Consider the following 26934-nt stretch of genomic DNA (forward strand, 5'->3'; position numbering starts at 1 on the left):
CTTCACCTGTTAGCTCGCGAGCGCTTCGACACACCAGACATAGCCCATATCGCAACAAGCAAAGGGGCAGGTGCTGGCGAAGGCACTGGCATAGGCGTTGTGTTGAAGTTGGTTGCCAAGATGGGCAGGTCAGCGAGATCGACGACACCATCGTTATTGAAATCACCATCGATCCAGCGTACTCCGACACTACGTCCAAAACTGCTCGCCAAGAAAGACAGATCAATGAGATCTACTTCGCCTGATACGTCTACATCGCCCCTTTCATAGCCCATGAAAGCAATATAGGAATCGTGATCCTCACTAGTATCGATATCGAATACGTCAATAGAACCATCACCATTGGTATCTGCATTGAACGCGCCATTAATTACCCGAAAGTTAGACGTAAGAAGCATATCGGTTGATTCGCTGTAGTCATCACTAAGCGCAAAATCAAAGATACTGTCATCACTAAGTATAGCATTTAACATATCACCATCGTCTACTGATAGAGTGGTTACAGGATTCGACATCAAGTCAATGGGTACGCCATCAATTTCAGCGTGCGTGACATACACATTGACTTCACTAAATTCAGATGCCGTAATATTGCCTGCCACAGTGCCGCCGCGTATGTTAACAATTGATCCTGCTGTCGCTCTCATCTCACCGTCAATAACCCCACCATATAGATCGGCGATGTGCTGAAAAGCCATGATGACATCACCCCGCACCTCGCCTCCGTACATAGTAAGAAATGATTGCTCTAGAGCAGGACCATCAACACTGTAATCACCCAATATACCATCATAAATGGTAAGGTTAGTGTCGTAGGCATTGCCCAAATATCCATCGTACATGAATGTTAGCCCCTCGCCTAGATTCTTTGATGGAGCACTTTGCGTACTACCCCCGAGTATGATTACCTCATCTGCAAAAGGGAAACTCCTTAAATTCGGTTCGGATTTCCCATAAACATTAACGGTTCCGCCCTGCACATTGACCAAGCTCTTACTAAGACGCGCGTGATAATCTACTATACTATCGACAAGAAGTAATCCGCCATCTACATTATCAATAAGCTCACCGCCCCAGAGTTCAAACCTACCGGATTGTCGTACAACTAGCTCATCCGGCGCACCGTTTAACGGAAGAATTATCTGTCCCGAGTACACCCCTAACTCATCGTAAGACCAGCTCATGTTATTCGACAGCGACAAGCTCCCTCCGATAAGGTTGACCCGCTTAATGTGACCGAGCGGCCCAACATCTGGCATGTTGCCTTCAGCGTAGATATTGATCACAGCATCAGCTGGTAGGACTTCGGGAAGCGTATCGCTTGGCAGGTTGAACACGCTGGCGGAAACAGGCGTAGCGAAGAAGAGGGCTACAACTAGGCAAGCCGTCAAACAGGCCTCGGATAGTGAGAATAGAGATACACGCGGCACAACGACCTCCTTGCGAGCGATTTGGCTTATTCACGACTGTGAAAAAAACGCCTCTAGATTGCAAGATCGTAACAGCATTTCCTTCTGATCTCCATATCTTCACTGTTTGTCATTCGCCTAACGCCACTCAATAAGTGAATCCAAAGCAGCACATGTCTGTGGTACGATTTTGTTCAAAAGGAGAAAGAAAGATGAGTACTCGTCCAGGGATCTTGTTTGCTTTTAGCTTTCTGCTGTACTCGACGACTTGCCTGTACGCAGTATCGCCAAGTTTTGTCGGGATTGACTTTCTTGATGAAGGCCTCCCTTTTGCTCGTGCACTGGGCGTAAGCGGTGACGGTTCTACCGTTGTTGGCTTCCAGGCATGGAGCCCAACCGGGAGTAATGAGTTCTCAACACAGGCGATCATCTGGACTGCTCATGAAGGCGTACAGCTACTCGGGCAACTGCCGACTGGAGAATCTAGCGCGGCTGCTACTGCTACGAATCAGGATGGTTCTGTTGTGGTCGGCACGCTTGGCAACGATTTCTTCTTCAGCAAAAGCTCGGGTGCAGAAGCATTTCGCTGGACATCAACAGAGGGCTACGAAGGCCTAGGGCAATTATCAGATGGTGTGAACTTCAGCTTCGCTACGTCCGTCAGCGATGATGGCTCGGTCATTGGGGGCTATGCAGATATCCTGCGCACGGGAGCTTCAGAGGCACGTGAAGACGGCTTTCGCTGGACGCGTGACACTGGACTTACGGAGCTGAGTCAGTTCAGCCCGCTCATAAATCCACGACGTATCTATGGCATGAACGAGGATGGAACAACGCTAGTTGGGTCATTTACGTTTGGCAGCTCAGGCCCGGTCTACAGTTACATCCTGCCGCCATCGGGCAATGAACGGTACCTCCAAGGCTTTACACCTGTTTCAGAGTTCAGTCGAGCGACAGCCATGAGTGATGATGGCCAAGTTATGGTCGGTTTCGGTGACTACACGCTTGATCGCAGAACCGTAACTGGTGACCCCCTGGCATACCGCTGGACTGAATCAGAGGGCTTTCAATCACTGGGGTTCTTAGAGGGCGACAGTGCAAGTGAAGCATTGGATATCAGTGGCGATGGTGAAACGATCGTGGGTCGGAGCGGCCTGAGCGCCTTCATTTGGACCGCAGATAGCGGCATGAGAGCACTCTCAGATGCCCTGATTGATGAAGGTATCGATCTTCAAGGCTGGTCTCTACAGGTAGCAACGGGCGTATCGGATGACGGCACGGTGATCTCTGGCTACGGCATGAATCCTCAAGGCCAAGTCGCAGGGTGGGTTGCATCCATACCTGAGCCAGGCCAGTTAATGGGAATGAGTTTGCTTGCTGCTCTATCGCTGCGGAGCAGAAGCCGTTTTGCTTACGCTTCTATTGAGGTCGCTCTGCGTAAGAATCATCTAGCGGATTGAAGAGCCCTACTCATTCCACCCAAGCTCATCGTAAAGCCGATTCCTAGCCGTCCTCATAGCGACTACGGCTGGGGAGTCGGCGTTGAGGGTCTCTTCACCATCTCGGGTGCGGCTGACGCCACCGTTCTTTGACTCCAGTTCGTCCTCTACCGCAAAGATCGCATCAGCCAGCCATTCCCGTCTGACATCGTTCAACGAAAGAGCACTTCCGCCACATCTCTCCCGATACAACCGCTTGATCTTTCGCCGGGGTGTATCGGGGATGCTTTGGAGGTAGTGACCTGCCCCCCCCTCAATCTGATCCGTTTCTTAGACTTAGTTCTGAGTGAGGGATCAAGGAGGAGCGGGCATGGGACGCAAGCGTCATTCGGCGGAGGAGATTTTGAACAAGCTTCGTGAGGCGGAGGGTTGCTGAGTCTGGTTGTATCTGTCGCTTAGATCTGCGGTCCGCTTGAGTTCATTCCCCATGCAGAGATCCGCTTTGACTGTATGTAGTCGGCGATGGCCCTTACACCGAATTCGCCTTGTACGCTGGACTGCGCGGTGCTCTCGGGCACCAAGGCGTCGAGCTGGGCGATGAGCTGCTCTGAGCGTTCGGGAATCATGGGCTTGGCCTGATCTTCGGGGCGGGGGGTCACTGGCAGCATGGCGGTCTCCTCTGATGTTGATGCTGACGGGTGGAACAAGACAAAAACGCAAGGGCAGCGTCAGTGAACGCGCACCTAGCGGGACGTTTCAGCGGCGGCCCTGACGGTGGCGAGGATGCCCAGACGGATGGCCTCGGGCAGGCTGGGCCATGCGGCGGCTATCTCCCCGAGGTCGCTGTCGGCGGGCGTCGCCATGGGGTCAAAACGGGTGGATGAGGTGGGAGTATGGGTGGGGGTGGAGGCTGCTTGGATATAAGTGCTTGTGTTTACTAGTACTTCTGCGGCGGGCTGGTAGCCTTCCAAGCTGAATGTTGAGGGTTCGAGTCCCTTCGCCCGCTTTGGTTGTTTTTGGCGGGGTGCGGTGTGGTTCTGTTGAGTCTTCGTCTGATGCGTTGATGCTCGGGGGAGGGGTTCTGGCTGTGGATGGGTTGGGGGGAGGTTTGTGTGTGAGTGGAGGCGTTTCTTCGGTGAGGTGGCTGGGTGAGGGGTCAGTGGTTATTGCGGTACTGCTGCCATTCGGCGAGGCGGGCTTCGCTGGTGAGGTTCCAGCGTCGGACTGCGCGGTCGAGTTTTTTCTGTATTCGGTCTCGGACGCGGGCCATTCCTTCGTGTGGTTCGACTGACCCGCGGTAGATCGAGTTGATGTTGACGTTCATTTCGGTGTTGTATTCGAGCCAGAGGGGGATGAGCGGGGTGGTGCGTGCGTTGGGGCTGGCGGCGAGGTCGATGAAGGTCTGTATGTAGGGGTTGGGGTGGTCCTGTAGGAATCGTTCGCTGGTATCAACGAGAGGGCTGAACTTTCGGTGACCGAGGCAGAGTTTCTCCATGGGCCCCTGTGTGTTGACGTACCGGATGAAGGCGAAGGCTTCATCGGGATATCGTGCACCTTTTGGTACGACAAGGACATCGCAATCGATGACGGTGACGTTGGGGATGTTCTCAGGATCGGCAGAGGGGAAGGGAGCGACTCCCCATTCGAGTCGGGGCGCGAACTGATCGACAAAGTTGTACATCCACACGCCCTGGATGACCATGGCGATCTGTCCTGTGAGGAAGGGTTCCTGGGGTGATCCGAAGTTACCGAAGGAGCTTCCGAAGGCGAGGATGTTGTTTCTGCCGTACTTTCTGGTGTAGCTGGCGATCCATTGCATGGCTTCGATGTTGGCTTGGGAATCGGGTGTGACCCGGGTGCCTTCTTCGTTGACAAGTGAGGCATCCCACCAGTAGCCCCACATGGGCAGCCACCAGCCGGGGTAGGTGGGTGAGTGTCCGAGTTGCATAATGCGGAACTGGGAGGATTTACGGTCGTCGGCGAGGTCGCTTTTTTCCTGGTCGGTCATATCCGTGTAGCGGACCTGCACTTTCTGGCCGTCACGGGTCAGTTCGACGATGGTGAGCTTTTCGGCCATGGCGTCGAGTTCGGCGATGGAGGTGGGTGGCTGTTCGGGGTCGAGACCGGCTTCACGGAAGCTTTGCTTGTTGTAGTGGAGCGCGACGGTGGCGGGTGTGGAGGGCAGGGCCCAGACGAACCCGCGATGGGTGACGGCATCCCATAGTGTGGGGTAGTAGTCGTCTGGCTGGATACCAGCCTGCTGGACGTATCCATCGAGTGGGGTGAGTGCATTTTTCTCGGCGTAGCTGGGGATCAGGTAGCTCCAGAGCCCTGCGATGTCTGGGGGGTTGCCGCCTGCGGTGGCGAGCAGGACTTTCTGATCGATGGAGCTGACGGAGAGGAATTTGACGAGGACACGGTCCTGGGAGGCGTTGTAGTCATCGACAACGCGTCGCATGGCTTCGGCTTCGAAGGTGTTCCATTTTTCCCAGTAGTTGAGGATGATTCGGCCGTCTGCGGTGCGTTGTTCGGCTTGTTCTCCGCAGGCGGTGAGTATTGTCAGCAGGCAGATCAGGCCGGTCAGGCGGGCGAGGCTGTTTAGGGACCGGTGGCTTCCTGAGGTCATGGTTTACGACTCCGTGCGGTCACTGACGGTGTTTCGTGATGGTCTGGTGGGAATCTGACTGAGTCACGGTTGCTGGGAGGAAGGTAGCAGGGTTTTGTTGGATGATGACACGGTTTCGCGTGCTGGGCGTCGAGATGTCCTGAAACGGCGTGGAGTTGTCGTATTAGCGGCCGGTCATTGGTTGGGGCGGTGTTATCCTTTTTGGGGAGCTTTCAGGATTTTCTCATGGTTCCTACAAGTGGTTTGTCGCTGCGTTTGGCGTGTTTATCCGTGGCGTTGGGTTGTTTTGGTGGCGGCATGGCCTCTGCATCGTCGCCTGATCCCTTCGCGGCTTACAACACGCTTCTGGGGACTCACACGATCCAGCCGACTTACAGTTTTACGGATGAAGGTTTGCTGGTCGAGACGGCCAAGCGTATCCGCGAGATGGGTTCGAATCTGATCAAGCTGTCGCTGAACGACGACAAGTATGCGGACATGGATGGGCTGTCCAACAATCTGACTGAGCTAGTTCAGACGGGTCAGTTCAAGCAGGTGCTGGACATGGATTTTTCTCATTATCACTTCTGGGCTTACAGCGAGGCGCGGAACGGGTGGAACAACGGAGACTACACGCAGGCCGAGCAGCTGACTGACTATCAGTCTTTCTATGATTTAACGCAGTATTTTCTGACGACCTACAGTGGTTCGGGGAAGCGATTCTATCTGGGTAACTGGGAGGGGGACTGGCACCTGCTGAAGGGTGAGGGGCCGCAGAGCAATCCGAGTCAGCAGCTGATTGATCAGATGATCGAGTGGTACAACGTTCGTCAGCGTGACCTGCCCCCGGTGCTTGTGCCAGTCGTAACGCTTACCACTGGCTGAACTCCAGGGGTTCCAGAGCCGCCCTTAGCGTAGCGGAGGGCGGCTCTGGAACCAAGGCCTCCGGCGTCGGCGGGCGGTAGCCCAGCGACGAATGAGGCCGGATCGTGTTGTAGTGAACCCGCCAACGCTCGATGAGCACCTTCGCCTCTCTGAGCGTGTCGAACTGTTCTCGTGCCAGCAGCTCATCTCTGAGCTTCCCATTGAAGCTCTCGACGTACCCGTTCTCCCAAGGGCTCCCCGGCTCGATGAAGAGCGTCTTCACGCCCACCTTCGCCAGCCTTTCGAGCACGTCGTCGTGCCGCAGCCTCCTCGCCACGTCAAGGCTCAGGCATTCCCGCGTGAACTCGTCGACCACCACCAGCATCCGGATCTTCCTGCCGTCCCGGGTCCGGTCCTCAACGAAGTCGTACGCCCAGACGTGATCCCTTTGCGTCGGTCGAAGGCGTACGCAGGAACCATCGTTGAGCCACAACCGACCGCGTTTAGGCTGTCTTTTCGGGACTTTGAGCCCTGCCCAACGCCAGATCCGCTCGACACGCTTGTGATTCACATCCCAGCCCTCGCGTCTGAGCAACGCCGTGATCCGCCGATACCCGTAACGCCCGAACGCCGCTGCCAGATCGATGATCCGACGCGTCAGCGGCTTCTCATCATCACGCTCGCTCGGCGCATAACGCTGCGTCGAACGAGGTTGCTTGAGAACCTGACAAGCCCGCCTCTCGGACACGCCCAGGCGGTCACGAACCGCCGTGACCGCCTGACGCGTCTTGCGCGGGCTCAGAAGTTTCCCCGAGCCACCTCCTCAAGGATCTGCTTGTCCAGACTCAGCTCCGCCACCAGCTTCTTCAGCCGGGCGTTCTCCTGCTCCAGTTCCTTGAACCGCTTGGCCTGGTCAGTCTTCAGACCCCCGTACTCGCGACGCCACTTGTAGAACGTCTGCTCGTGGACCCCGATCTGCTTGCAGACCGAAGCCACCGAGGCCCCCTGACTCATCAACACCTCCGCCTCACGAAGCTTGTTGACGATCTCCTCCGCCGAATGACGCTTGCGTCCCATGCCTGATCCTCCTTGATCCATGCCTCAGAACTAAGTCTAAGAAACGGATCAGATTGAGGGGGGCAGGCCAGTCCTTGCGAGCCCGACAAATGGTGGCGAGCGTTTGTACATTGCGGCGGCGAATGATTTTGGCACCAAGCAGGATTCCGATGGTATTTCCATCGATCTGGCGACGAATGGCCTGGCGGCTGGCTTTGGAGCCACCGGCGTTGGTAATGCCACCGTAACGGACCTGGTGAATGTGGAGATTGACGGTCAGACGACGGCCACGTTGACGCAGGCGTTCACGCTCACCGATCCCACGGATGGTCTGGTGCTTGGCTTTGGTGGCTATGGCACGGGCTATGGCATTGACAACATCATGATTGCCCCTGTGTTTTCGGGGTTGCTGGGTGATTTTGATGGTGATAGCGACGTGGATGCGGCCGATATCGATCTGCTGACAGGGGCGATTCGTGATGGGTCTGCTGATCTGCTTTACGACGTGGATGGTTCTGGCGTGGTGGATGATGCGGATCTGAGCGAGATGGTCGGTGGGGTATTGGGAACACTCCCGGGCGATGCGAACCTCGACTCGTTTGTTGACCTGATTGATCTATCGACGCTTGCTTCCAGTTTCAATGGCGCGTCTGGTTGGGCGGGCGGCAATTTCAACACCGACACCGTGGTCGACCTCATCGATCTTTCATTGCTGGCCTCCAACTTCGGGGCTGTGGCGAGCGTTCCCGAGCCTGCGGTCGCTGGTCTGCTGGTTGTTGGTTGTGTGGGCCTGCTTCGTCGTCGTTGAACCAGGGTGAAAGCCTTGATGTGTCTTGCAGCGACCGCGCATTCTGATTGGGTGCGCGGTTTTTTGGTTATTGATTCAGTCTCTCGCTTGCCGTGCGTGTTCAGTGAGCGTGGCAACGGGCGTGCTCTGCTTGATGCTGTTCGGGGCGTGGTCTCATCCGGCGTCGCTTGCCGGCGAAAAGTACAAGGATGAGTGAAGTTGCAGCGGGCTCGGGGATGGGGAGTGCGGACTGGCCGAAGTTGGCGGCGAGGAGGGAGAGGTCGATGAGGTTGATGGTCTTGTCGGCGTTGAAGTCGCCATCGGTCCAGGGGCCGGGTTGGTTGAAGTGGGCGGCAAGGATGGAGAGGTCGATGAGGTTGACGTTGCCGTCGGTGTTGGCGTCGCCTGGGAGTGCGTCGATGAGCGTGCGGAGCGCGACGTTATCGATGTAGACGGAGCCTGGTGCGAAGTTGGCCTGACCGAAGACGAAGGCGATGCGGGCTTCGACGGCGTTAGGGGGGACGACGGCTTCGAGGGTGTGGAGGAGCCAATCGTTTGGGATGGTCTGGTCGTCGGCGATGGTGGTTTCGAGGACGGAGATCATGGCGGGTGAGCCGAAGCCGCCGCCGAAAGTGGAGTAGAACTCGAGTTTCATGGTGGCGAAGCTGTCGGTGCCGCCGAGGGCGTCGAGTTCTTCGACGAAGGCGCTGGCGGAGAGCTCGATGCGTTCGCCTGGCGTGACCGTGAAGCCTTGGGCCACGCCGGAGTAATTAAGGGCGTTGGAGAAGTTGCCGGATAATTTCAGGGCGTCGTCGCCGGTGAAGGCTTGCTGGGTGGAGAGGGCGACGTTGGCTCCGCCGCCGAAGCGGTTCCAGCCGTTGAGGTTGTCTTCGAAGGCAGCGTTGGCGATCTGGTTGGGGCCTCGGAGTGATGGAGGCTGGGGGGTCTGGTCGAGTTCCCAGACGCGGACGTAGTCGACTTCCATCTGTTGGGGGAAGGAGGAAGAGGCATCGGGGTCGCCCCCGAAGTCACCGCCTATGGCGAGGTTGATGATGAGGGACATGGGGGCGTCGGAGATGGGCGCGGCGCTTTCGTGGACGGTGAAGTGGTGGTTGTCGTTGACGTAGAAGCGGATCTCTTCGGGTTCCCACTCGACGGCGTATGTGTTGAAGGTTTCGTGGAAGTTGACGGCCTGTCCCTGGGCATTGATCTCCTGGTACTCACCGTAGAGGAAGTTCGATGGCCAGGAGGGTCCCCAGTGGTAGGCGGAGGAGGTGGTGAAGGGATTGGAGCCGCGGTTCTCCATGATGTCGATCTCGCCGCCTGTGGGCCAGGGATGGGCGATCTCATCGGGGAGGAGCCAGATGGCGGGCCACATGCCCTGTGAGGTTGGGAGTTTGGCGCGGACTTCCCAGCGGCCATAGGTCTGTTCGAATTTGGTGCGGACGAGTCCGGAGCGGTAGGCCTTGCCGGCGAAGGGTTCGTCGGTGGCGGTGATGACGAGATTGCCATCGGCGACGGCGACCTGCTCGGGGAGGTAGTACTGTTTTTCGTTGTTGAAGCTGTCGCGTCGGTTGAGGACGTTCCAGAGGTCGGTGTTGATGGCAGTGCCGGAGAAGGTTTCTTCCCAAGCGAAGTTGAAGCCGGGTCGATCGAGGGGATCGGCGTGCAGGCTGGTGGCTCCCAGAAAAAGCAGGCAGGATGCGAGAGTGGGGGCGAGGGCTTGGGTCCGTCCGGACGACATGGGCGGGCTCCGATGATGTAACGGTGTTACTGAGGCCGAGTCAGGCGCAGAGAAAGAATAGGGCCAAATGTGACCTTGTCTAGTTACATGGGTGTTACACAGGGAAATACTTGTGGGTGGGGTGGTTCAGGGGGTTTGGCGGGTTCTGCGGCGGGTGATGAAGGGGGCGGCAAGCGCGAGGGCGAGGGTGGGTTCGGGGATGGGGATGGCGGAAGCGCCGAAGTTGGAGGCGAGCAAGGAGAGGTCGATGAGGTCGATGAGGCCGTCGCCGTTGAAGTCACCTTGGGACCAGGTTTTATCGGGGTCGTTGAAGTTGGAGGCGAGGAGGGAGAGGTCGATGAGGTCGACATTCATGTCGAGGTTGGCGTCGCCGATGAGGGCTCGGGTGACTAGTACGTCGTCGACATCGTAGGTGACGGCGAGCGCGGTGCCGTCGCCTAGGTCGATGTTGAGGATGCGGTCGAAGGTCCCGGTGATCGGTGTGGAGCCGTCGACGATGACCTCTGGTGCGTAGGTTGTGAGGAAGAGGAAGTCGTCGCCTGGATCGGGGATGAGGCCGAGTTCGCCGTCGAGTTGGATGGAGGTGGCGTTCAAGATGACGAGGCGGTCTAGGCTGTTGATGTTTGGGATTTTGCCGATGTCGAGGACGCCATCGATGGTCTGGGTGTAGTCGCCGATGATGGTGAGATCGTGAATGCCCTGCGGGGTGTTGGAGCTGTTGGCGATGATGGTGCCGTCGTTGAACACTGGCAGGCTGTTGCTGGCATCGATGAGGGCGTCGCCAGTGAGGATGCCGCCTTGCTCGATGGTGAGTGTGCCGTTGGCGTTGAAGGTCGCGCCGGCTTGTATTTCGAGGCGTCCGCTTTGGCGGATATCGACGTCACCCGTTCCGGTGTTAAAGACTGCGCCGTCGGCGACGCGGACTGTGGCGTCGACAGCTGATGCCCCGCCAACCCTCAGGGCTGCATTGCCTCTTTGTGTGAACTCGGAGCCGGGGTTGATGACTTCGACGAGAGCGGAGCCGGCGATATCGGTGCCGACGTTCAGACCATTAGCCGTGACACTACCACCTGACTCAACAACCAGGTTGCCTCCTGGCGTCACGCCAAAGAGGACTACGAATGTGGCGAGATCGATGCTAGATGCCTGAAAGTCAGCGGTGGCTCCGTTGCGGACAACGATGTCACCGAGGCTGCCGCCTGTGCCGACGGCCATAGCGCCGTTGTTGGTGAGGTGCGTTTTTACGGATGAGCCGGCTCCATCCACGATCAGGAAGCCGTCGCTGGAGTCGCCTACGTCGAAGAGCCCGTCGATCGAGAGCGTTCCGCCTGAGAGTACTTCGATCGTATTCATCCCATTAATTGTGTAGCTTCCTGCGCTGGTGAGTGAGCCCTGGTTCTGGATGGTGGTTTTGCGGCCCATGGCTACGTCGAGGAAGCCTGAGGCATCGATATTGACCTGGCCGCCATCGATGTTGATATCGCCTTCGGCACGGAAGTCGGCGAGGTTGTTGATGTTGATCTGGCCGCCCTTCTGAACGATGATTCCGGCAGAGCCTGTGACGAATCGCGCGTTATCGTCGATGTTGAGTTGCGCGCCTGTGGTGCCTGTGCTGCCGACGATGAGTTCGCTCGAGCCGGATTGCTGGAGTTCTGTGTCGATCCCGCTGACGAGGATCTCGCCGGTGCTATTGGAGAGGCCATTGGAGAGGTAGATGTTGTCGGCTGAGACGAATGCGCCGGCGAGGACTTCGAGCTTGATCTGGTTGGTTTCGGCGGCGCTGTTGTCGTTGATGTTGATGTTTGTAAAGCTGGCTTCGGCTTTGTTTGTAATGGTAACGAGGGCGGTTCCGCCGTTGGCTCCCATCGTAAGTTCGGCTCTGGTGAGTCTGGAGAGCTCGCCATCGATGAGGACGTTATCGGTTTGCGCGAAGTAGGTACCGAGTTGCATGGTGGCGTTCTCGAGATCGACGGTGCCGCCGATGACTTCGAGACTGGAACCGAAGAATCTTGTGCCGCCGGGTAGTTGGACGTTGGGTGTGAATCTGGTGCCATCGACACGGATGGTGGTTCCTTCTGGCTCGAAGAGTGCCTCCTGTCGGAAGAGGCCTTCGTCTTCGACGGAGAGTTCGACGCCAGTGGCAAAGTCCACGGTGGCGGTTCCACGGAAATCGACCTCGCCCTCGATAGCGAGGTTATCTACGAATCCGGCTGTAGAGCCGGTCAGCCCGAGGATGCGTTGGTCCGGGAGAATGCCGACGGGGATTCGGCTGTCGAGATGACCACCACTTGCCAGGGTGATTCCGCTTGTTGGGTCGAGGTCAAGTGAGCCGCGTAGCCATTCGACGAGTCCCGAGACGAATAGATCACGAAAACGAAGTTCGCCATCGAGGAGACGGAGTAGGCCTCCGGATTCGACTGTGACGTCTGTGGCGGTAAAAACACCGTCATCAATCTGTATATCCCCGTTACTTCTGATGAGTGTCTGGCCGTTGACTCTCATCGCCCCGTCGAGAATCAGGACTCTGCCTGAACCGGTTTGTGCGACGACGAGATCGCCATTGATGGTGCGCGTGCTGCTCGGGTTGTCGTAGACGAACTGTGCTGTGAATGGCCCGAGGCTATCGGTACCGATTTTGAAGTCTTCGAGTTGGCTGATGCCCGTGCCTATTGGATTGGAGAAGAAGTCTGTCACCCGAAGGATGTTGGCATCTGCGACGATGTCGATGGCCCAGGTGCCTGTGTCGTTGTTTGAGAAGTCTCGAAGATTCAGCTCATAACCGGGGGTCGCGTTGAGGCCGGAGGTAGGGAGGGTGTCGCCTGTGTCGGCGAAGCCGGGCCAGCTGATAAGTGAATCGAGTGCGCGGGTGGGGCCGGGTGCTCCGTCGTCGTTGACGACGTTGAGAGATTGGGTTGTTTCAGAGAGCGTGAGGACCGAATCGACGTTTGAGGGGAGAATCAAATCGCCTGCTGCGTTGGTGCCACCGGCTGACCCCCAGGTTTCGATGCGGAGCGTGTTGGCGGTGGTGGCGGGGTCAGTCAGTTCCAGTTCAATAAACTGCGAACCTGCAACGGTTGTGATCTCGCCGGTCAGGGAGAAGTACGCAACTTGTGCTTGCACTTGAGGGCTTGTGAGGCAGAGTGTGGCGGCGAGGAGTGATCCGGTGGTGAAGGCGCGGGATCGCGGCATGGTTCTCTTCTCCGTGATGTTGAATTTCTCTGTTTAGATCAAACTGGATCCTCCATAAGATAGCTCCAAGGCGCGGGTTTTCCCACCCCTAAGCAGGGTGTTAGATGTTCTTCTGCTTTCCCTGCTCGTTGTCGGCGGTCAGGAGGCTTGTTGGGCTGCTTCGACGACTGACGGCCAGGAGACCTGCGAGGAGGAGGGCGGAGGTGGGTTCGGGGATTTCGATGCCGTAGCCTTGGGCGAAGGCGAGGCCGAAGTTCTTGCCCATTTCTTCGTAGTAGGCGATGGGGCGTTCAAAGCCGAACATGGTTTCGAAGGTGACGTCGACTTCGGCGTTAAGGAAGAACTCGGCGAAGTTGGCGGAGGTCCAGTTGGTGCTGGAGGAGTCGGTCTGGAGGATGTTGGGCTGGATGGTCAGGAGGGATTGCCAGAAGGGGCTGAGGTCGTCGCCCTGGTCTTCTTCGATGAAGCCGAAGTCGTCGCCTGGGAAGGCGGGGATGGTGGAGTGGAAGTCGATGAAGTAGTCGACGGTTTCGCCTGGGGTGGCGGTGATATCGACCTGCATGGCTTCGCCGTTGATGCGGATGTCGTCGTGACCGATCCAGTTGTCGGGGCTCCAGCGGCCGTTGGGTTCGGTGTTGGGGTTCTGGACCGTCGCGCGGTTGTTGCCGGCGAAGACGCCATCGGGGTTGGTGGTGGGGTAGGCGAAGACTTCAGCGATGTCGCGGAGCTTGGCGGCGACGGGGTCGTCGGAGATCATCCAGTCGATGAAGGCTTCGTAGGTGAGTCGGCCGAGGGTTTCGCCGGCGTGCATGCCGGTCATGACGACGATTTTCTTCTTGGGTACGCGTCGGCTGTCGGTGGCGGGGTTGGTGATGCGGTAGGCGTAGATTTCGCGGGGGTTGATGGTGCGGCCGAGGTCGTCGATGCCGCCGGGTGAGAGGCCGAGGACGCCGTTCTCGTCGGCGGAGAGGGTGGGTTCGGCCCAGGGGCTTTCGAGGACTTTCTGGCTGTGGGCCTGGGAGCGGCCGTACGAGTAGGGGAAGGCGTAGGCGACGTAGACGTCGTTCTGGGTGAAGGGGTTGTCGTTAAAGAAGGTGTAGCCGCCGCCTCGGCTGCGGAAGCCGTTATCGAAGTAGTGCCAGTTCTCCTGATCGTAGGAGTAGACCATCGAGTGGCCGTCGAGTCGAGAGGCTCCGCCGGCGAAGTTGGAGGAGATACGGAAGTCGGGTCGGACGGACTGGACATCGGAGGCTTTGAAGTGGAGCCAGCGCCAGCGGTCGCCGCCGTAGTAGTTGTCACGTCCGACGAGGCTGACGGTGCTGCCGGTGACGGACCAGGATTCGAGGGAGCCGTGATCGAAGTCGGCATCGAGGGTGATGGCGTGGCTGGCGGCGGTGAGGGCGAGGGTGGCGGCGAATGCGGCGATCGTCGTCTTCATGGCGGGCTCTCTCGTCGGCGATGATTTTTAGGGAGGCGGTTACGTCGATGCCTCGTATCTATAAGCCTACACCGGAGATGGGCGGAAACAAGCCTTGTTCGTGCGGATGGCGGAATAGGCAAGCTGCCGGGGGTGGGTGATGTCCTGAGCGGGGTGTGGTCGATATTCAGGGTGTGATTAAGTGGTTTTATCCGAGTACGGTTCTGGCTCTGGTGCTGATGGTGGTGGTTGGCGCGTTTTCGTATCGGTTGGGTAAGGATCGGCTGGCAGCGGAGGTGTATCGGGATCGATTGGTGGCGTTGCAGGGTGAACATGGGGCGTTGATTGAGCAGTACAACCGTGCGGTGAAGCGGACGGCGGTGACGGAGCTGGATGTAACGCGGGAGTCGGTTTCGGTGACGGTGCGGACAGCGGAGGGGGTGTTGAAGACGGTGGCGACGCCTTATGACCCATCGGGCGAGGTATTTCTGGATTATGTGGTGGTGGGTGGGAGGTTGTGGATTCGTCGGGTGTTCGATGAGCACACCCCGCCTAACCGTGGGGTGGTGATTGATCCGGCGTTGGCGGAGATCGACTGGACGGATCCGGAGGTGGATCACGGGAAAGCGGCTTATCGCGCTTTGTCGCCTGGGCGTTGGCGGCTGGCGGTTTCGGGGGATGGGGCGTTGACGCTTCGGCGGATTGAGGGCGAGGGTGATGAAGACGCGCTGGTGTCTTCGGTGGAAGTGCGGGAGTTTGAGCCGGTGGAGGAGGCCGATCGGGCGATCGAGCGGATCACGTTTGTGGATGTGCTGCGTGGGGTGTTTGGGGAGTGAGTCGATAAGGTGTGGGGTGTGAGTCGGCTTTCATCAATGAAGGGATAAGCTGTGGAGCTGAAGGTTTTCCGTCATATGTGGGGCGTTACGGACCCTGTCGAGGATTGCTTTGCGCGGTTCAAGGCGAAGGGGTACGACGGAGTGGAGTTCCCGTCGGCTGACAAGATGACGCAGGATGTAACGGCAGAAACGTTGCGCGGGGCGCTGGAAACGCATGGGCTGATGAGTTCGTTGCAGACTTTCACGGCGGGCACGACGGTGGCGGAGCATGTGCGATCGTTTCGGGAGGAATTGGATCTCGTGCTGCCATTCAAGCCGGCGAGGTTGGCTTGTCATAGTGGGGCGGATTGGTTCTCGGTGAAAGATGCGATCGGTTTCTACCGGGAGATCGTGAAGATCGAGCAGGATCTGGGGATTACGGTTGCGCATGAGACGCATCGCGGGCGGGTTTTTTACAACCCGTGGACGACGCGTGATGTGCTGCAGGAGGTGCCTGAGGTGAAGGTGCTTTGTGATTACAGCCACTGGGTTTGTGTGTGCGAGCGGATTCCGGATGAGCCGGAGATCTTTGAGTTGTGTGCAGATCGTTGTGAGCATCTTCATGCTCGGATTGGTTATGCGGAGGGCCCTCAGGTGACGGATCCGGATGCGCCCGAGTTTGCGGAGCAGCGTGCGGCGCATGAGGGATGGTGGCGGCAGATTTGGGACAAGCAGCGTGAGCGAGGCGATTCGGTCACCACGGTGACGCCTGAGTTCGGCCCGCCGCCTTATCTGCACACGCTGCCTTTCAGTGAGAAGCCGGTGGCGGATCTGGAGGATTTGTGTGATCGGCAGGCGGGGAATCTGAGGGCGTTGTTCAAGCGAACGTTCTAGCTGCTGAAGTGATCGAGGATGAGGTTGTGGATGGCGCTGCTGGGGAGGGGTGATCGTGATGGCTGGAGGTGGGTGGGTGTGATGAGGAGGGGTGCGTTGGTGGTGTGTGGTTCGGATGGGCGACCGTGGGTACCGCGGACGAGGCTGTTGTCGAGGGGGATGACGTCAAGGAGGTTGCGGAAGCCGAGTTTGCGTGCGAGAAGCCGGCGGGCGATGTGGAGCTGGGGGAAGCGGAGGTTGGGGTCGAGGAAGAGTTCACGGGGGTCATAGCCGGGTTTGCGGTGGATGTTGACGGTGCGGGCGTAGTCGGGCGCGCGGTGGTCGTCGAGCCAGAAGTCGTAGGCGAACCAGTGGCCGGGTTCCGGGATGAGGACGATGTCGCCTGAGCGGGGGTGGTTGAGGTGGTGGGTGGCGAGAGTATGGCTGTTCAGCGTCTGTTGGATGCCGGGCGTGTTCTCGAAAAGGTGGCGGATGGGTTCGATGTCGTTCGGATCGTGGATGTATATGTGGGCGATCTGGTGGTCGGCAATGGCGAGAGCGCGGGAGCCGTGGGTGTCGATTTCGTCGAGGCCGTCTTCGGAGCGGACCTGGAGATAGCCGTGTTCGCGGAGGGTGCGGTTGGGGGTGATGGCAGCAGTGGCGGTCTCGATGGCGTATTCGCTGAGAATGAGGATGTCGTAGTCGAGCGACTGGAGGTGGTTGATGAGGCTGCCGGCGGTGGTGTCGATGGCTTGGACTTCGGCGGGGATGTTGGCGTGGTTGGGGCCGAGTTTCTGGAGGGGGTAGTCGAGGTGGGGGAGGTAGACGAGGAGGAGGTTGGGCTGGTACTGGGTGACGATGTGTTTGGCGGCGTTGGCGATCCAGTTGGAGGATCTGATGTTGGCGGCGGGGCCCCAGAACTTGAAGAGGGGGAAGGTGCCGAGCCTGGCTTGGAGTTCGTCGCGGAGGGTGAGGGGCTGGGTGTAGCAATCGGGGAGTTTGCGGCCATCGGCCTTGTAGATGGGTCGGGGGGTGACTGTGATGTTGGCGGTGGTGGCCATGTTGAACCACCAGAAGAGGTTGGCACAGGTGAAGGCGGGGTCTTGTTGTTTGAGGGTGTCCCAGAGGCTAGGTGCCTGGACGAGTCGGTTGGACTGTTTCCAGAAGCGGACTTCGGACTGATCGCGTTCGTACCAGCCGTTGGCGACGACGCCATGGGTGCTGGGCGGGGTGCCGGTAAGGATGGAGCTCTGGACGGTGGAGGTGACGGCGGGGAAGACGGGTTGGAGGGGTGTGACCGATCCGGATTCGGCGAAGCGGGTGAGGCAGGGCGCGTGCTGCAGAAGGTCCTGCGTGAGGGCGACGAGGTTGAGGACGGCGAGTTTTCTGGATGATGCAGGCATGGTTCGATGATGCGTGCTACGGGGATCAGCTGCCGGGGATGAGCCTGTGCAGGAGCAGGGTGAGGAGGGCGCAGAGGACGGCGATGACTGTGGCGGTGGGTTCGCCGGCGAAGAAGATCCAGATGGCATCGTGGAGGCAGAAGCCGGCAATGGCGAGCTGGACCAGCTGGGGGCGGCCGGGGATGTTGGCTTCGTGGCGGGCGAGTTGAGTGATGATTTCGGTGTAGAGGAAGGTGGTGATGACAAGTATCTGGACAACAGGCGTGATTGCCAGGCCCAGCCAGGCGCAGGTGATGATGGGGATCAAAGCGCGACAGGCGGACATGACGCGAGCGCCGAGGAAGGACTTGCGTGGGAGGGCGTTGTAGAGGCCGACGAGGATGATCAGCAGGAACAACCAGGGGAGCGCGGATCGGGCGTGGATGCCGGCGAGTGCGACGGCGAGGCCGATGAGGATGACGGCGAGGAGTCTGGCGAGAAAGAGGGCGATGCGGCCGGAGGGAATGGGGCGGTCGGGTCGTTCGTATCGGTCGATGAATCGATCGGTGAGGTCGTTGAGGATCATGCCGGCTGCGTAGACGCAGGCGATGGCGAGGAAGCAGAGCCACCAGCGGTGGCCGATGGCGGCGGCGGCGAGGCCGGCGGTGGTGCTGGTGGCGAGGATGTTGGTGGCGATGGTGGGGAGGTTGCTGGCGCGGGTGAGACGGAGATAGTCGAGGGGCATGCCGATCATGGGGAGGTGATCGTAGCGAAGTGGTTCCGCGCCCAGCGGAGTTCTTCGGCGATCCCGGCGGCGAGGGTGTGGGTCCAGATGTCTTTAGGGAGCTGCGGCCAGGCGTAGGTTTCTACTTCGAAGGCGGTGGTGCCGTTGCTGAGAGCGGTGGTGATGGCGTCGGGTATGGTGTGGCTGGTGGTGGTGAGTTGGCCGACGTGGTCGAGGAAGATGGGGACGTGGAAGTGGACGCGGGCTTCGTCGATGGGCGCTTTGTGGGTCAGGGCTTCGGGCAGGTCGTCGTAGAAGGTGCTTTGCGCGCCCGAACGGATGAGGGTTTGGTGGAGGTAGCGGGGTTCGTGGATGTGCTGTAGGTGTGCGAAGGATTCTTGGTTGGCGATGAGGGCGGATGAGATCTGGATTTTGTTGACTGCGATTTGGTGGTCGCGATATTTGTTGAGGACGGTGGTCTGGTTTTCGTTCATCATGGCGGCGTGGCAGGTGTCGTGGGTGACGCCCAGGTAGCGATGGATGCGTTCGGGGTTGCCATTTGTGCGGAGGCGATCAAAGAGATCGACGGGGTGTTGGGCGAGGTCGAGGCAGCAGCCGGGTTCGGGTTCGAGGTCGACGGTGATGCGGCGGTTGGTTTGGCTCTCTAGTTGTTCGAGATACTCCGAGAGTTGGATGAGGTGCTTGATGGCTTGGTCGATCCGGTCGTCGTTGGCTTGGGCGCGCCAGCCGATCGGGAGGGTGGAGATGCTGAGGGCGTCGATGTACTCGGGGGCGAGTCGGACGAGGAGGGTGGCGAGGGTTTTGGTGTGTCTGAGTCGGGCGGGTTCCCACCAGGCGGGGCTGTAGACGGCGTGCTTGACGACGGGCTGGTGGAAGTTGTATTGGGGGAAGCCGTTAAGGGTGAAGGCTTCGAGGTGGTGATTGGTCAGCCATTCGCGGAAGTGTTTGGCGTTGTCGTTCTCAGAGAGTTCCAGGGCGACGGGTTCGGGCAGCCAGAGGCCGATGGGGAGTGTGGGTTGTCGGAGTTGTTCGCGGACGGCGGTGCCGTGGGTGCGGAGGTTGTGTTTGAGCTCGTCGAGGCTGGTGGCGGGGTGGACGTTGGTGCCGTAGCCGAGGATGGGCGGCGGGTTGGTTGGATCAGACATGGGTTTTGAAGTTGGTGCACTGGCTGAGGAAAGCGAATGGGTTGTCGTAGGTGATGCGATGGATGAGGTCGTCGGGGTGCTGGCGGGCCTTCATCTCGGCGCGGAAGCGGGGGACGGAGAGCGGGTCGCAGGGTCCCCAATCGCCGGCCGAGTTGACCCAAAGGCGCTCGCTGCCGTAAGTCTCGATGATGTCGGCGGCGCGCTGGGGTGTGCACTTGGTGTCGGGGTAGAGGGTCATGCCGGCCCAGTAGCCGCGGTCGAGGACGAGGTCGACGGTGTGTTCCTCGACGTGGTCGATGAGGATGTGTTGCGGGTTGATGGAGCCGTTGCGTTCGATGGCGTCCATGATGAGGAGAGTGCCTTTGCGTTTGTCCTCGAGGTGAGGGGTGTGGACGAGGATGGGAAGGTTGTGTTCGGCGGCGAGGCCGATCTGTTCTTCGAGGATGGTGAGTTCGTTGCGGGTGTTCTTGTTGAGGCCGATCTCGCCGATGCCCAGGACGTTGGGGGCGTTGAGGAAGCCGGGGATAAGTTGGATGACTTCGCGGGCGAGGCCGAGGTCGTTGGCTTCTTTGGGGTTGATGCAGAGCCAGGCGTGGTGGGCGATGTGGTAGCGGGCGGCTCGCTGGGGTTCGACGTGGGTGAGTTGGTGGAAGTAGTCGGCGAAGCCTTCGGCGGAGCCGCGGTCGAAGCCGGCCCAGAAGGCGGGCTCGGTGATGGCGACGCAGCCGGCGTGAGCCATGCGCACGTAGTCGTCCGTGGTGCGGCTGACCATGTGAATGTGGGGGTCGATGTAGTTCATGGCTGGGCGGTGGTCGGTGGAACGCCTAGGGCGGACTGACTGGCGGGTGTCGCGATGGGTTCGGTGGTGAGGTCACTCATCGACTCGAGCAGTCGGCGGGCGCGGTGCGGCTGGTTGTCGGCAAGGATGGCGAGTGCCTTTTGGATGGCGGTGACGCGGGGGTCGGCGGAGTTGTCTTGAGACGGATCGGGCCGGGCTCGGTCGAGGCGGTCGAGGAAGGCGGCGACATCGAGGAGCCGGGCGCGGTGTTCGAGAAAGTCGCGGTCGAGGACCTGCTCTTGCGTGAGCGGGTGCGATTGCTCGTAGGTTTTAGCTGGCATGGCTTGGCTCTGCGGCAGTGAGTTGGTCGATGGCGTTACGGAGGGTGTGGGCTGTGAGTTCGTATGCGTCTCTGGGTTTGCCGATGCCGGCGAGCAGGGGGATGCGGAGTTGGCCGCCCAGGTGTTGGCGGAAGGTTTCGAGGCCTGCGAGGAGGCTGTCGGTTTGAGCGAGGAGCGGATCGGTAGTGGGGAGTTGGCAGGCGGCAAGGGTGCGGGAGATACGTTGGAGGTCGTATTCAGTGAGCCAACCTAGTTGGTGGCTGATGTGGGCGTCGAGGGCGAGTCCGATGGCGACGGCTTCACCATGGTTGAGTCGGTGGTTGGAGAGGGTTTCGAGTTGGTGAGCGGACCAGTGGCCGAGGTCAAGGGGTCGGGCGGTGGTGGTTTCGAAGGGATCGCCTGATGTAAGGATGTGCCGGGCGTGGAGATGAGCGGATCGTTGCCATAGAGGCTCGGTGGTTTCCTGGGTGATGTGGCCTTCGGCGGCGAGCTGCTCGACCTGTTGGAAAAGGTTGGCGTCTTTGAGCAGGGCGACCTTGATGACTTCGCTGAGGCCGGCGTGGAAGTCACGGGGTTTGAGCGAGGCCAGGAGGGTGGGGTCGTTGATGACGGCGTGGGGGACGTGGAAGGTGCCGAGAAGGTTTTTGAGGCCGCGATGGTTGATGGCATTCTTGACGGCGACGCCTGAGTCGGCCTGGGCGAGGGTGGTGGAGGGGATGCGGACGAGTCGTAGGCCACGGTGGAGGGTGGCGGCGGCGTAGCCGGCGACGTCGAGGAGTGCCCCGCCTGCGGCGACGACGAGGGTGGAGTGTCGGCAGAGGTTGGCGTCGATGGCGAGGTCGAGAATCTGGTGGAGGGTTTCGGGTGTGTTCTTCGAGGCCTCACCGGCGGGGAGGATGTGGAGGCCGGTCATGCCGGGGTGGGCGGCGAGTTTCTGTTTGAGGTCGGTGGCGAAGGTGGGCTGAGCAGCGGCGAGGCCGTCGTCAACGATCGCGAGGATGTGTGGCGAGTCGGTGAGGGTCTGGTCAAGCGTGGGGTTGTCGCGGCTCGTCAGGTGACGGGTGTGATGAAGCTGATAGGAAAGCTTGAGGTGGACATGAGGAGGCAGGGGGATGGGTTCGGGCGGGCACGACATAAGAGCAGGATGGACCGTCGGTCCTTTTAGAGCAGCAGTTCCTGGCCGGGTGTGATTTCGGCGGGGAGTGTGGCTGGGTCGAGGTCTTCCTTGTAGATAGCGGTGATCTGTGAGATCTCGATGGTCGCGTCGACCTTACCATCGGTGGTGAAGGGAACTTTGATGCCGAGTTCAGAGAGCCAGCGAGCGGAGCGGAGGGTCTGGATCTGCTTGCTGGTCTCGGGTGAGTCGTTGGCGGGATCCTGGCCGTCGGGGGTGTCGGCGTTCTTGATGGGGGCGAACTCGTCGGTGCGTTCGGTTTCGTAGACGATCGAGGTGGAGCAGATGGGCAGGGCGTCGAAGACGAAGGTTTCGAGCTTGACGGCGTTGGGTTCGGCGGGGTTGACGGTTTCGCCGGTCGCCGAGTCGAAGTAGGGGACTTTTTTGTCGGCACGGTGGAAGGGGAGGGCGAAGCCGGTGGCGGAGCGGTTGAGGGCTTCGACAAAGTCGCGACGGATGGCGTGGATGGCGATGGACCCGGCGCGGAAGCGGAGTTCGCCGTTTTCGAGGGTTTCGTAGGAGAGTTCGTCGGGGAGGTCGGAGTATTCGATGACGGTCATGCGGCCATCGACGAGGCAGAAGTTGCCGAGTTTCTCGGTGGGGTAGGCCTTGGGCAGCATCTTGGAGGACATCTGGCTGCCTGAGATGGCGTGGAGTCCGAGGAAGAGGGGATCGATGACGCGGACGATGGGGTTGTCGATCTGGGTGTAGGAGATGTGCTCGATGCCGTGCTTGCGCATGTCGTCGAGGGCGCCGGAGGTTTCGAGGGCTTTGAGTGAGCCGCCGTGGCCGTTGGGCGAGAGGGCGATGGAGCCTTTGGAGGCCATGAGGACCTTGCCGGTGGCGGGGTCGATGGCGGGCATCATGCCTTGGGGAAAGATCATGACCTGGTCTTCGGCGAGGCCGAAGTAGTCCTGGTGTTTGAGGAACGCGCGGGTGTCGGCGTCGTTGGCGGGGGAGGTCATGATGTACCAGCGGATCTGGACGCCGAAGCGGGCCTCGATCGCACGGATGTACTCGGCGAGGCAGCCGAAGAGCGGGAGCTTGCGGATGGGTGAGGCGGGGAAGGTGCCTTTGGGGGCGTCCCAGCCGAGCCGGGTGCCCTGGCCGCCGGCGACGGTGAAAGCGCAGACCTTGCCGGTGCGGACCATCTCGGAGCCGACCTCGAAGGCGGTGCCGTAGAGGGCTTTCTGGTCGGGGGAGGGGACGTTGGGGTACCAGGGGGCGGGCTCGATGTCGGTGGGGAGGGTGAACTTCGGTTTGTTACGGACGTGGGATTCGATCAGGTTGTTGACTTCGTGCCAGTCGACGGAGTGGACTTCGGCGAGGAGGGCCTGCTGCTCATCGGGTGTGAGCTGGTCGAAGTAGGCGAGGACGTGCTGCTGGCCGACGGCGGTGAGGGTTTCGAGGGCCAGCTCGTGCTGCTTGGTGGTGGTCTGCGTCATGGGATTCGCCGAAGGTTATCTGGTCGTTGATTTAGCCAGTTCGATTCTACTCAGGCATCGGGTGCTTTGGATTGCCAGATGGCCCGGCCGACGAAGAAAGGCCCGAGTTTTTCGAGGTAACGGGAGGTCTGGACGGTGGATCGCATGCGTGCAACGAGGGCTGAGAGGGGAAAGAGTTCTTTGGCGAAGAGGCCGAGGATGAAGTCATTGTCTTCGCCTGAGAGACCGTGTCCGGCGAGGCGGATGTCTCTGGCGAGGCCGGAACGGGTCCAGGTCATGCCGATTTTGGCGTGCTCGCCGAGGATCTCGCGTTGCTGCTGGTGTTCGAGGGTTTCGAAGGCCCCGGCGCGGCGGAGGGGGTACCAGATGGCCCAGGGCCATTCGGGGTCGAGCAGATGCCTGCGGGGCCGGTTGAGCAGGGTGTCTTCGAGGTCGGCTTCGTAGCCGAGGCTGTAGGTGCGGCCCATCATGGTGTAGTCATCTCGGATGCGAGCGTCCTGTAGCGCAGTTTGTTCGAAGAGTTGTCGGTTGGTGTGGATGAGTTTGCCGGGGTCTTCGTGGGCGATGGCGACGGCGTGGCCGCGGGGATCGCGGGCGTCGTCGTAGAGGGCTGCGCTGAGGCCGTCGGTTTGGAGGGTTGGCAGCAGGGACTGGATGGCATCTTGGCTGAGAGGCCGGGGTCCGGTGAAGGCAAAGAACTGGACGAAGAGGCGTCGGTCGGAGGTGACGTCTTTCGCGCCTCTTTCGGTCAGCACGACGGGTTCGAAAGCGATGTCGCGGGCGGGTCGGGTGTCACTCATGGTGACAGGTTAAAGCCATCGGGGGGCTTTGTGTGCAGGCCCGGGATCGTGCGTGGTGGTGCTGGGGCAGGTCTTGGGTCTTCAGCCTGACAGGTAGCGGAGGATGGCTGCGGCGGCGGGTGCGGCGGTTTCGATGCGCATGACGTGGGGTCCGAGCGACCAGGGTTGCCAGCCGGCGTCGATGAGTTGCTGGCGTTCGCGGTCGGACCAGCCGGCTTCGGGGCCGATGGCGACGGCGATGTCGGCCATGCGGGTGAGGTCTGCGGACGTGGGACCGGGCTCTGCGTCTGTGGTGTCGGCGAGGAGGCGGAGGGGCTGGGTCCAGTGGCAGAGGTCGGCGGTGGTGGCGGGGGCGTGGATGGCGAGGGCGTGGGTTCTGCGCGACTGTTTGAGGGCGGCGAGGGCTCGGCGCTCGTGGCGGGGCCGGGGTTTGGCGGTGGGCTGGACGACGGCGTGCTCGGTGGTGAGGGGCGTCCAGCTGTCGGCACCGACCTGGACGAGTTGATCGATCATGGCCTCGACGCGGGGGCCTTTGGGCACTGCCGAGGCGATGCAAATGGATGGAGCCGACTTTTGAACGTCGATCACCTTGTCGATCCGGGCCGTGACTTCGTGCTGGCTGGTGTCTGTCAGGGTGGCGGTGGCGAGGGTACCGGAGCCATCGATGAGTTCGATCCGGTCGCCTGGCTGTAGCCTGAGCGCGCGTCGGGCGTGGCGGGATTCTTCGGGGTCAAGGGTGATTTCGAGCGGCAGTCGATGATCGGCGTTCGGCTTGGGGAGCGCGTGCGCGTAGAATCGGTGTTTGGGAGGATCGCCCGTTGAGGGCTGGGGTGACTGATCTTCTCGGGCGTCGTGTCTGGTCACTCTAGTGGCTTGTTGGAGAGGGTCGATCGTCAGAAAAGCGGAGCGTGCCGGGCGTGCGCTCGTATCGTGATTGTGTACGCGTGTTCGTGTTGTGTCGAGGAAGCGTCTTGAACCAGCCGGCCAGCCCATCGCCGAACGACGGCCCCAGCCCCGCGCTGGATCCCTTTGAGCTGGACCGGCAGCTGGATGCGTTGCTTGACCGTATCGAGAGTGAAGTGCCGGGCACGGTTGCGGCGAAGCTGCGGCCCAACGCCAAGCAGACGACGGCGACGGCGCAGGCTGTTGAGACCTTGGAGGCGGAGCCAGAGTCAGCGGAGGATGCACCGGCCAAAGCGAACGAAGCGGATTCGGCGCTCGTCGACGATGCGGTGGACGAACACATCGAGGCGGCGGCGTCGGCGGTGGATGCGATCGCTGACGCTGTGGGGGAAGCCGAAGCGGAGGCGATGGGGTCTGAAGGAGAGGACTCGCCGGGCTGGGTGGCGGAGCTTGAGTCGGTTCTCGATGAGATGCAGACCGAGGCGTCGAAGACGACAGAGGAAGAACAATCACCGGACGAATCGGCAGCAGTTTCGATTCCGGATGCAGGGGTCAGCCGTGCGGACCCCGAGGTTAGTGAAGCCCTAGATGAGGTCATGCAGGAGGCGGAGGGCCTCGAGGATGTGACCGATCTGGTGGAGAAAGTCACCGCTCAAACACAGGCGGTGGCAGACGAGGCGGCGGCGGCTACCGAAGCACCTAAACCTAATGAGAAGAAGGGGGCGTCGGAGGCACCGGCAGATCCTGCGGCGTCGCTGACTGAGCAACTCGATGATCTGGTGGCTGAACTGGAAGCCGAAGGCGGCCAAGCACAGACATCTTCCGATTCGAAGGAGCGGGTAGGAGCCGAGGACGAGCCGGAGGTTGCTGCGGAGGAGGCTCAAGTTCTGGACGAACTGGACGCGGCGTTGGCTGAGCAGGTCGAAGCCGAGCTGGAAGGCGAGTTCGAGAGCGTGGCGGATATCACCGGCGAGGCGATGGCGGACCTGCCGCCGATTGTTCCGCGCGAGCCGGGTCCAGTGAAGCGTGACGATGTGCGTCAGGCCTCACGGGCCGAGGGGCATGAAAATAAAACGCCGGATCAAGACGAGGTCGCTGGTGGTTTTGTGACAGTCGCAGAGGCCACGGCCGAGGCTCCGGCGGATGAAGACGAGCTGGATGGGGATTTTGAGAGCGTTGAACAGGCCACCTCGGATCGTGCGGAAGCGGCGGATGAGGCCGAGTTGGAAGGGGACTTTGAGAGCGTTGAGCAGGCCACGAGCGACGGGGCGGCGGTGGCGACGCGGGACCAGAAGCAGGAGGAAGAGGCGGCTCTGGCGGCGATGGGGCTGGATGACGATTCGGCCAAGGTGGCGGCGGAATTGGATGCCGACGCGGCTGTGGCTGCGAGGCCTCCGAGGCAGGCTTCGGTTTCGGAAGATGTGGAGGGTTCCTCGACCAATCGGCTTGCGCAGCTGCTGGCTGTGGTGCGTGCGGGGTGTGCGGCAGTCAGTTATCCGTTGCGGGGGCTGCCGTCGGAGGTGCGTCAGACGCTTGGCTACATCGGGCTGGTGAATCTGTTCTCGGCGATGGTCCTGATGGTGTACGCCATCCTGTTTTAGTGTGATTCCGTTTGGCCGGGGTTGCTGAGAAAGTTCTGGAGCAGGACGGCGGCGGCGAGCGCATCTCTGCGCTGCTTCTTCTGTTTGTGCGTCAGGCCGGACTGAGCCATCTGGGCGTCGGCGGCGTCGGAGGTGAGTCGTTCGTCGGTGAGGTGGACGGTGAGGCCGGTGGCTTCTTCAAGCTGTTTGGCGAATGCGCGTGACAGTTTGGCGGCGGGGCCTTCGGTGTCGTCCATGTTCATCGGGAGGCCGAGGACCAAGGCATCGGGTTGCTCGCGGGTGATGGCCTGCTGGATGCGGCGGAGGCGTTCGGTTTCGGAACCGGTTTCGATCACTTCGAGGGGGGTGGCGATGGCGGTCTGGTCATCGGCGATGGCGAGGCCGGTTCGCTTGGCACCGGGATCAATGGCGAGGTAGCGCAT

Annotated in this window: 24 protein-coding genes; 6 read left to right on the forward strand and 18 right to left on the reverse strand. The window is 60.4% G+C overall.

Annotated elements, in window-relative coordinates; genetic code table 11:
* Positions 1 to 2 precede the first annotated feature (2 nt).
* Positions 3 to 1430 carry a hypothetical protein gene (locus tag ACQZAB_RS04180; RefSeq protein ID WP_428387348.1) on the reverse strand — a complete coding sequence of 476 codons (1428 nt, stop codon included), beginning with the start codon at positions 1428 to 1430 and terminating at the stop codon, positions 3 to 5.
* Positions 1431 to 1621: 191 nt separating this feature from the next.
* On the opposite strand from ACQZAB_RS04180, the gene ACQZAB_RS04185 reads away from it, so the two are divergent.
* The gene (locus tag ACQZAB_RS04185) at positions 1622 to 2869 is read left to right on the forward strand and encodes a hypothetical protein (protein WP_428387350.1); all 1248 of its coding nucleotides are present in this window, start codon (positions 1622 to 1624) and stop codon (positions 2867 to 2869) included.
* A gap of 434 nt (positions 2870 to 3303) precedes the next feature.
* On the opposite strand, the gene ACQZAB_RS04190 is transcribed toward ACQZAB_RS04185, so the two are convergent.
* The 3 genes from ACQZAB_RS04190 to ACQZAB_RS04200 form a co-directional block, all read right to left on the reverse strand.
* Positions 3304 to 3516: a hypothetical protein gene (locus tag ACQZAB_RS04190; protein ID WP_428387352.1), complete on the reverse strand. Its 213-nt coding sequence runs from the start codon at positions 3514 to 3516 to the stop codon at positions 3304 to 3306.
* Between the two features lie 75 nt (positions 3517 to 3591).
* Positions 3592 to 3819, reverse strand: coding sequence for a hypothetical protein (locus ACQZAB_RS04195; RefSeq protein WP_428387353.1), 228 nt, complete (start codon positions 3817 to 3819; stop codon positions 3592 to 3594).
* 185 nt (positions 3820 to 4004) lie between these two features.
* Positions 4005 to 5474: an ABC transporter substrate-binding protein gene (locus ACQZAB_RS04200; protein ID WP_428387355.1), complete on the reverse strand. Its 1470-nt coding sequence runs from the start codon at positions 5472 to 5474 to the stop codon at positions 4005 to 4007.
* A gap of 225 nt (positions 5475 to 5699) precedes the next feature.
* On the opposite strand from ACQZAB_RS04200, the gene ACQZAB_RS04205 reads away from it, so the two are divergent.
* Positions 5700 to 6338 (forward strand): hypothetical protein, encoded by a 639-nt coding sequence (locus ACQZAB_RS04205; protein WP_428387357.1) that lies wholly within the window; start codon positions 5700 to 5702, stop codon positions 6336 to 6338.
* Here ACQZAB_RS04205 and ACQZAB_RS04210 read toward each other — a convergent pair.
* Positions 6325 to 7394 (reverse strand): IS3 family transposase gene (locus ACQZAB_RS04210; RefSeq protein ID WP_428387358.1). Its coding sequence is split into 2 segments (ribosomal slippage): positions 6325 to 7136 and positions 7136 to 7394, totalling 1071 coding nucleotides; the frame shifts between segments, so codons are not numbered across the junction. The two genes, ACQZAB_RS04205 and ACQZAB_RS04210, sit on opposite strands and share 14 nt — an antisense overlap.
* Positions 7395 to 7497: 103 nt before the next feature.
* Between ACQZAB_RS04210 and ACQZAB_RS04215 the strand changes: the two genes are divergently transcribed.
* Entirely contained in the window at positions 7498 to 8181 is a 684-nt protein-coding gene (locus ACQZAB_RS04215) for a hypothetical protein (RefSeq protein ID WP_428387360.1), read from the forward strand.
* Positions 8182 to 8281: 100 nt separating this feature from the next.
* Here ACQZAB_RS04215 and ACQZAB_RS04220 read toward each other — a convergent pair whose 3' ends face one another.
* The 3 genes from ACQZAB_RS04220 to ACQZAB_RS04230 all read right to left on the reverse strand — a co-directional run bounded on the left by ACQZAB_RS04220 (position 8282) and on the right by ACQZAB_RS04230 (position 14531).
* Positions 8282 to 9904 (reverse strand): family 16 glycosylhydrolase, encoded by a 1623-nt coding sequence (locus ACQZAB_RS04220; protein WP_428387362.1) that lies wholly within the window; start codon positions 9902 to 9904, stop codon positions 8282 to 8284.
* Between the two features lie 126 nt (positions 9905 to 10030).
* Positions 10031 to 13093, reverse strand: coding sequence for a beta strand repeat-containing protein (locus tag ACQZAB_RS04225; protein ID WP_428387364.1), 3063 nt, complete (start codon positions 13091 to 13093; stop codon positions 10031 to 10033).
* A 100-nt stretch (positions 13094 to 13193) separates the two neighbouring features.
* On the reverse strand, positions 13194 to 14531 hold the full coding sequence (locus tag ACQZAB_RS04230) for a M14 family zinc carboxypeptidase (RefSeq protein ID WP_428387366.1): 1338 nt from the start codon (positions 14529 to 14531) through the stop codon (positions 13194 to 13196).
* A 173-nt stretch (positions 14532 to 14704) separates the two neighbouring features.
* On the opposite strand from ACQZAB_RS04230, the gene ACQZAB_RS04235 reads away from it, so the two are divergent.
* Together ACQZAB_RS04235 and ACQZAB_RS04240 are read left to right on the forward strand one after the other, a co-directional pair.
* On the forward strand, positions 14705 to 15346 hold the full coding sequence (locus ACQZAB_RS04235; protein WP_428387368.1) for a hypothetical protein: 642 nt from the start codon (positions 14705 to 14707) through the stop codon (positions 15344 to 15346).
* Between the two features lie 75 nt (positions 15347 to 15421).
* Entirely contained in the window at positions 15422 to 16219 is a 798-nt protein-coding gene (locus ACQZAB_RS04240; protein WP_428390136.1) for a sugar phosphate isomerase/epimerase family protein, read from the forward strand.
* Here the strand turns inward: ACQZAB_RS04240 and ACQZAB_RS04245 are convergent.
* The 9 genes from ACQZAB_RS04245 to ACQZAB_RS04285 all read right to left on the reverse strand — a co-directional run bounded on the left by ACQZAB_RS04245 (position 16216) and on the right by ACQZAB_RS04285 (position 24872).
* Positions 16216 to 17601 carry an alkaline phosphatase family protein gene (locus ACQZAB_RS04245; protein WP_428387370.1) on the reverse strand — a complete coding sequence of 462 codons (1386 nt, stop codon included), beginning with the start codon at positions 17599 to 17601 and terminating at the stop codon, positions 16216 to 16218. The two genes, ACQZAB_RS04240 and ACQZAB_RS04245, sit on opposite strands and share 4 nt — an antisense overlap.
* A 25-nt stretch (positions 17602 to 17626) precedes the next feature.
* Complete coding sequence (locus ACQZAB_RS04250) at positions 17627 to 18334, reverse strand: UbiA family prenyltransferase (protein ID WP_428387371.1); 708 nt, start codon at positions 18332 to 18334, stop codon at positions 17627 to 17629.
* Positions 18331 to 19470 (reverse strand): metabolite traffic protein EboE, encoded by a 1140-nt coding sequence (gene eboE, locus ACQZAB_RS04255; RefSeq protein WP_428387373.1) that lies wholly within the window; start codon positions 19468 to 19470, stop codon positions 18331 to 18333. The genes ACQZAB_RS04250 and eboE overlap by 4 nt, the downstream gene beginning before the upstream one ends.
* Positions 19463 to 20269, reverse strand: coding sequence for a TatD family hydrolase (locus ACQZAB_RS04260; RefSeq protein WP_428387375.1), 807 nt, complete (start codon positions 20267 to 20269; stop codon positions 19463 to 19465). Before ACQZAB_RS04260 ends, eboE begins: the two co-directional genes overlap by 8 nt.
* Positions 20266 to 20589, reverse strand: coding sequence for a hypothetical protein (locus ACQZAB_RS04265; RefSeq protein ID WP_428387377.1), 324 nt, complete (start codon positions 20587 to 20589; stop codon positions 20266 to 20268). The genes ACQZAB_RS04260 and ACQZAB_RS04265 overlap by 4 nt, the downstream gene beginning before the upstream one ends.
* Positions 20579 to 21724 carry a 3-dehydroquinate synthase gene (locus tag ACQZAB_RS04270; protein WP_428387379.1) on the reverse strand — a complete coding sequence of 382 codons (1146 nt, stop codon included), beginning with the start codon at positions 21722 to 21724 and terminating at the stop codon, positions 20579 to 20581. The genes ACQZAB_RS04265 and ACQZAB_RS04270 overlap by 11 nt, the downstream gene beginning before the upstream one ends.
* Before the next feature lie 26 nt (positions 21725 to 21750).
* Positions 21751 to 23208: a UTP--glucose-1-phosphate uridylyltransferase gene (locus ACQZAB_RS04275; RefSeq protein WP_428387381.1), complete on the reverse strand. Its 1458-nt coding sequence runs from the start codon at positions 23206 to 23208 to the stop codon at positions 21751 to 21753.
* A 50-nt stretch (positions 23209 to 23258) separates the two neighbouring features.
* Positions 23259 to 24008, reverse strand: a complete 750-nt coding sequence (locus ACQZAB_RS04280; RefSeq protein WP_428387383.1) for a chlorite dismutase family protein — start codon at positions 24006 to 24008, stop codon at positions 23259 to 23261.
* An 81-nt stretch (positions 24009 to 24089) separates the two neighbouring features.
* Positions 24090 to 24872: an RsmE family RNA methyltransferase gene (locus ACQZAB_RS04285; protein WP_428387385.1), complete on the reverse strand. Its 783-nt coding sequence runs from the start codon at positions 24870 to 24872 to the stop codon at positions 24090 to 24092.
* Between the two features lie 107 nt (positions 24873 to 24979).
* Here ACQZAB_RS04285 and ACQZAB_RS04290 point away from each other — a divergent pair, with 107 nt between their 5' ends.
* A complete protein-coding gene (locus ACQZAB_RS04290) occupies positions 24980 to 26512 on the forward strand; it encodes a hypothetical protein (protein WP_428387387.1) in 1533 nt (510 codons plus the stop codon).
* Here the strand turns inward: ACQZAB_RS04290 and ruvX are convergent.
* Positions 26509 to 26934 carry a Holliday junction resolvase RuvX gene (ruvX, locus tag ACQZAB_RS04295; protein WP_428387389.1) on the reverse strand — a complete coding sequence of 142 codons (426 nt, stop codon included), beginning with the start codon at positions 26932 to 26934 and terminating at the stop codon, positions 26509 to 26511. The genes ACQZAB_RS04290 and ruvX overlap by 4 nt on opposite strands.

Source organism: Mucisphaera sp. (genome assembly GCF_965279675.1).
In the GTDB taxonomy this organism is placed as follows: Bacteria; Planctomycetota; Phycisphaerae; order Phycisphaerales; family Phycisphaeraceae; genus Mucisphaera.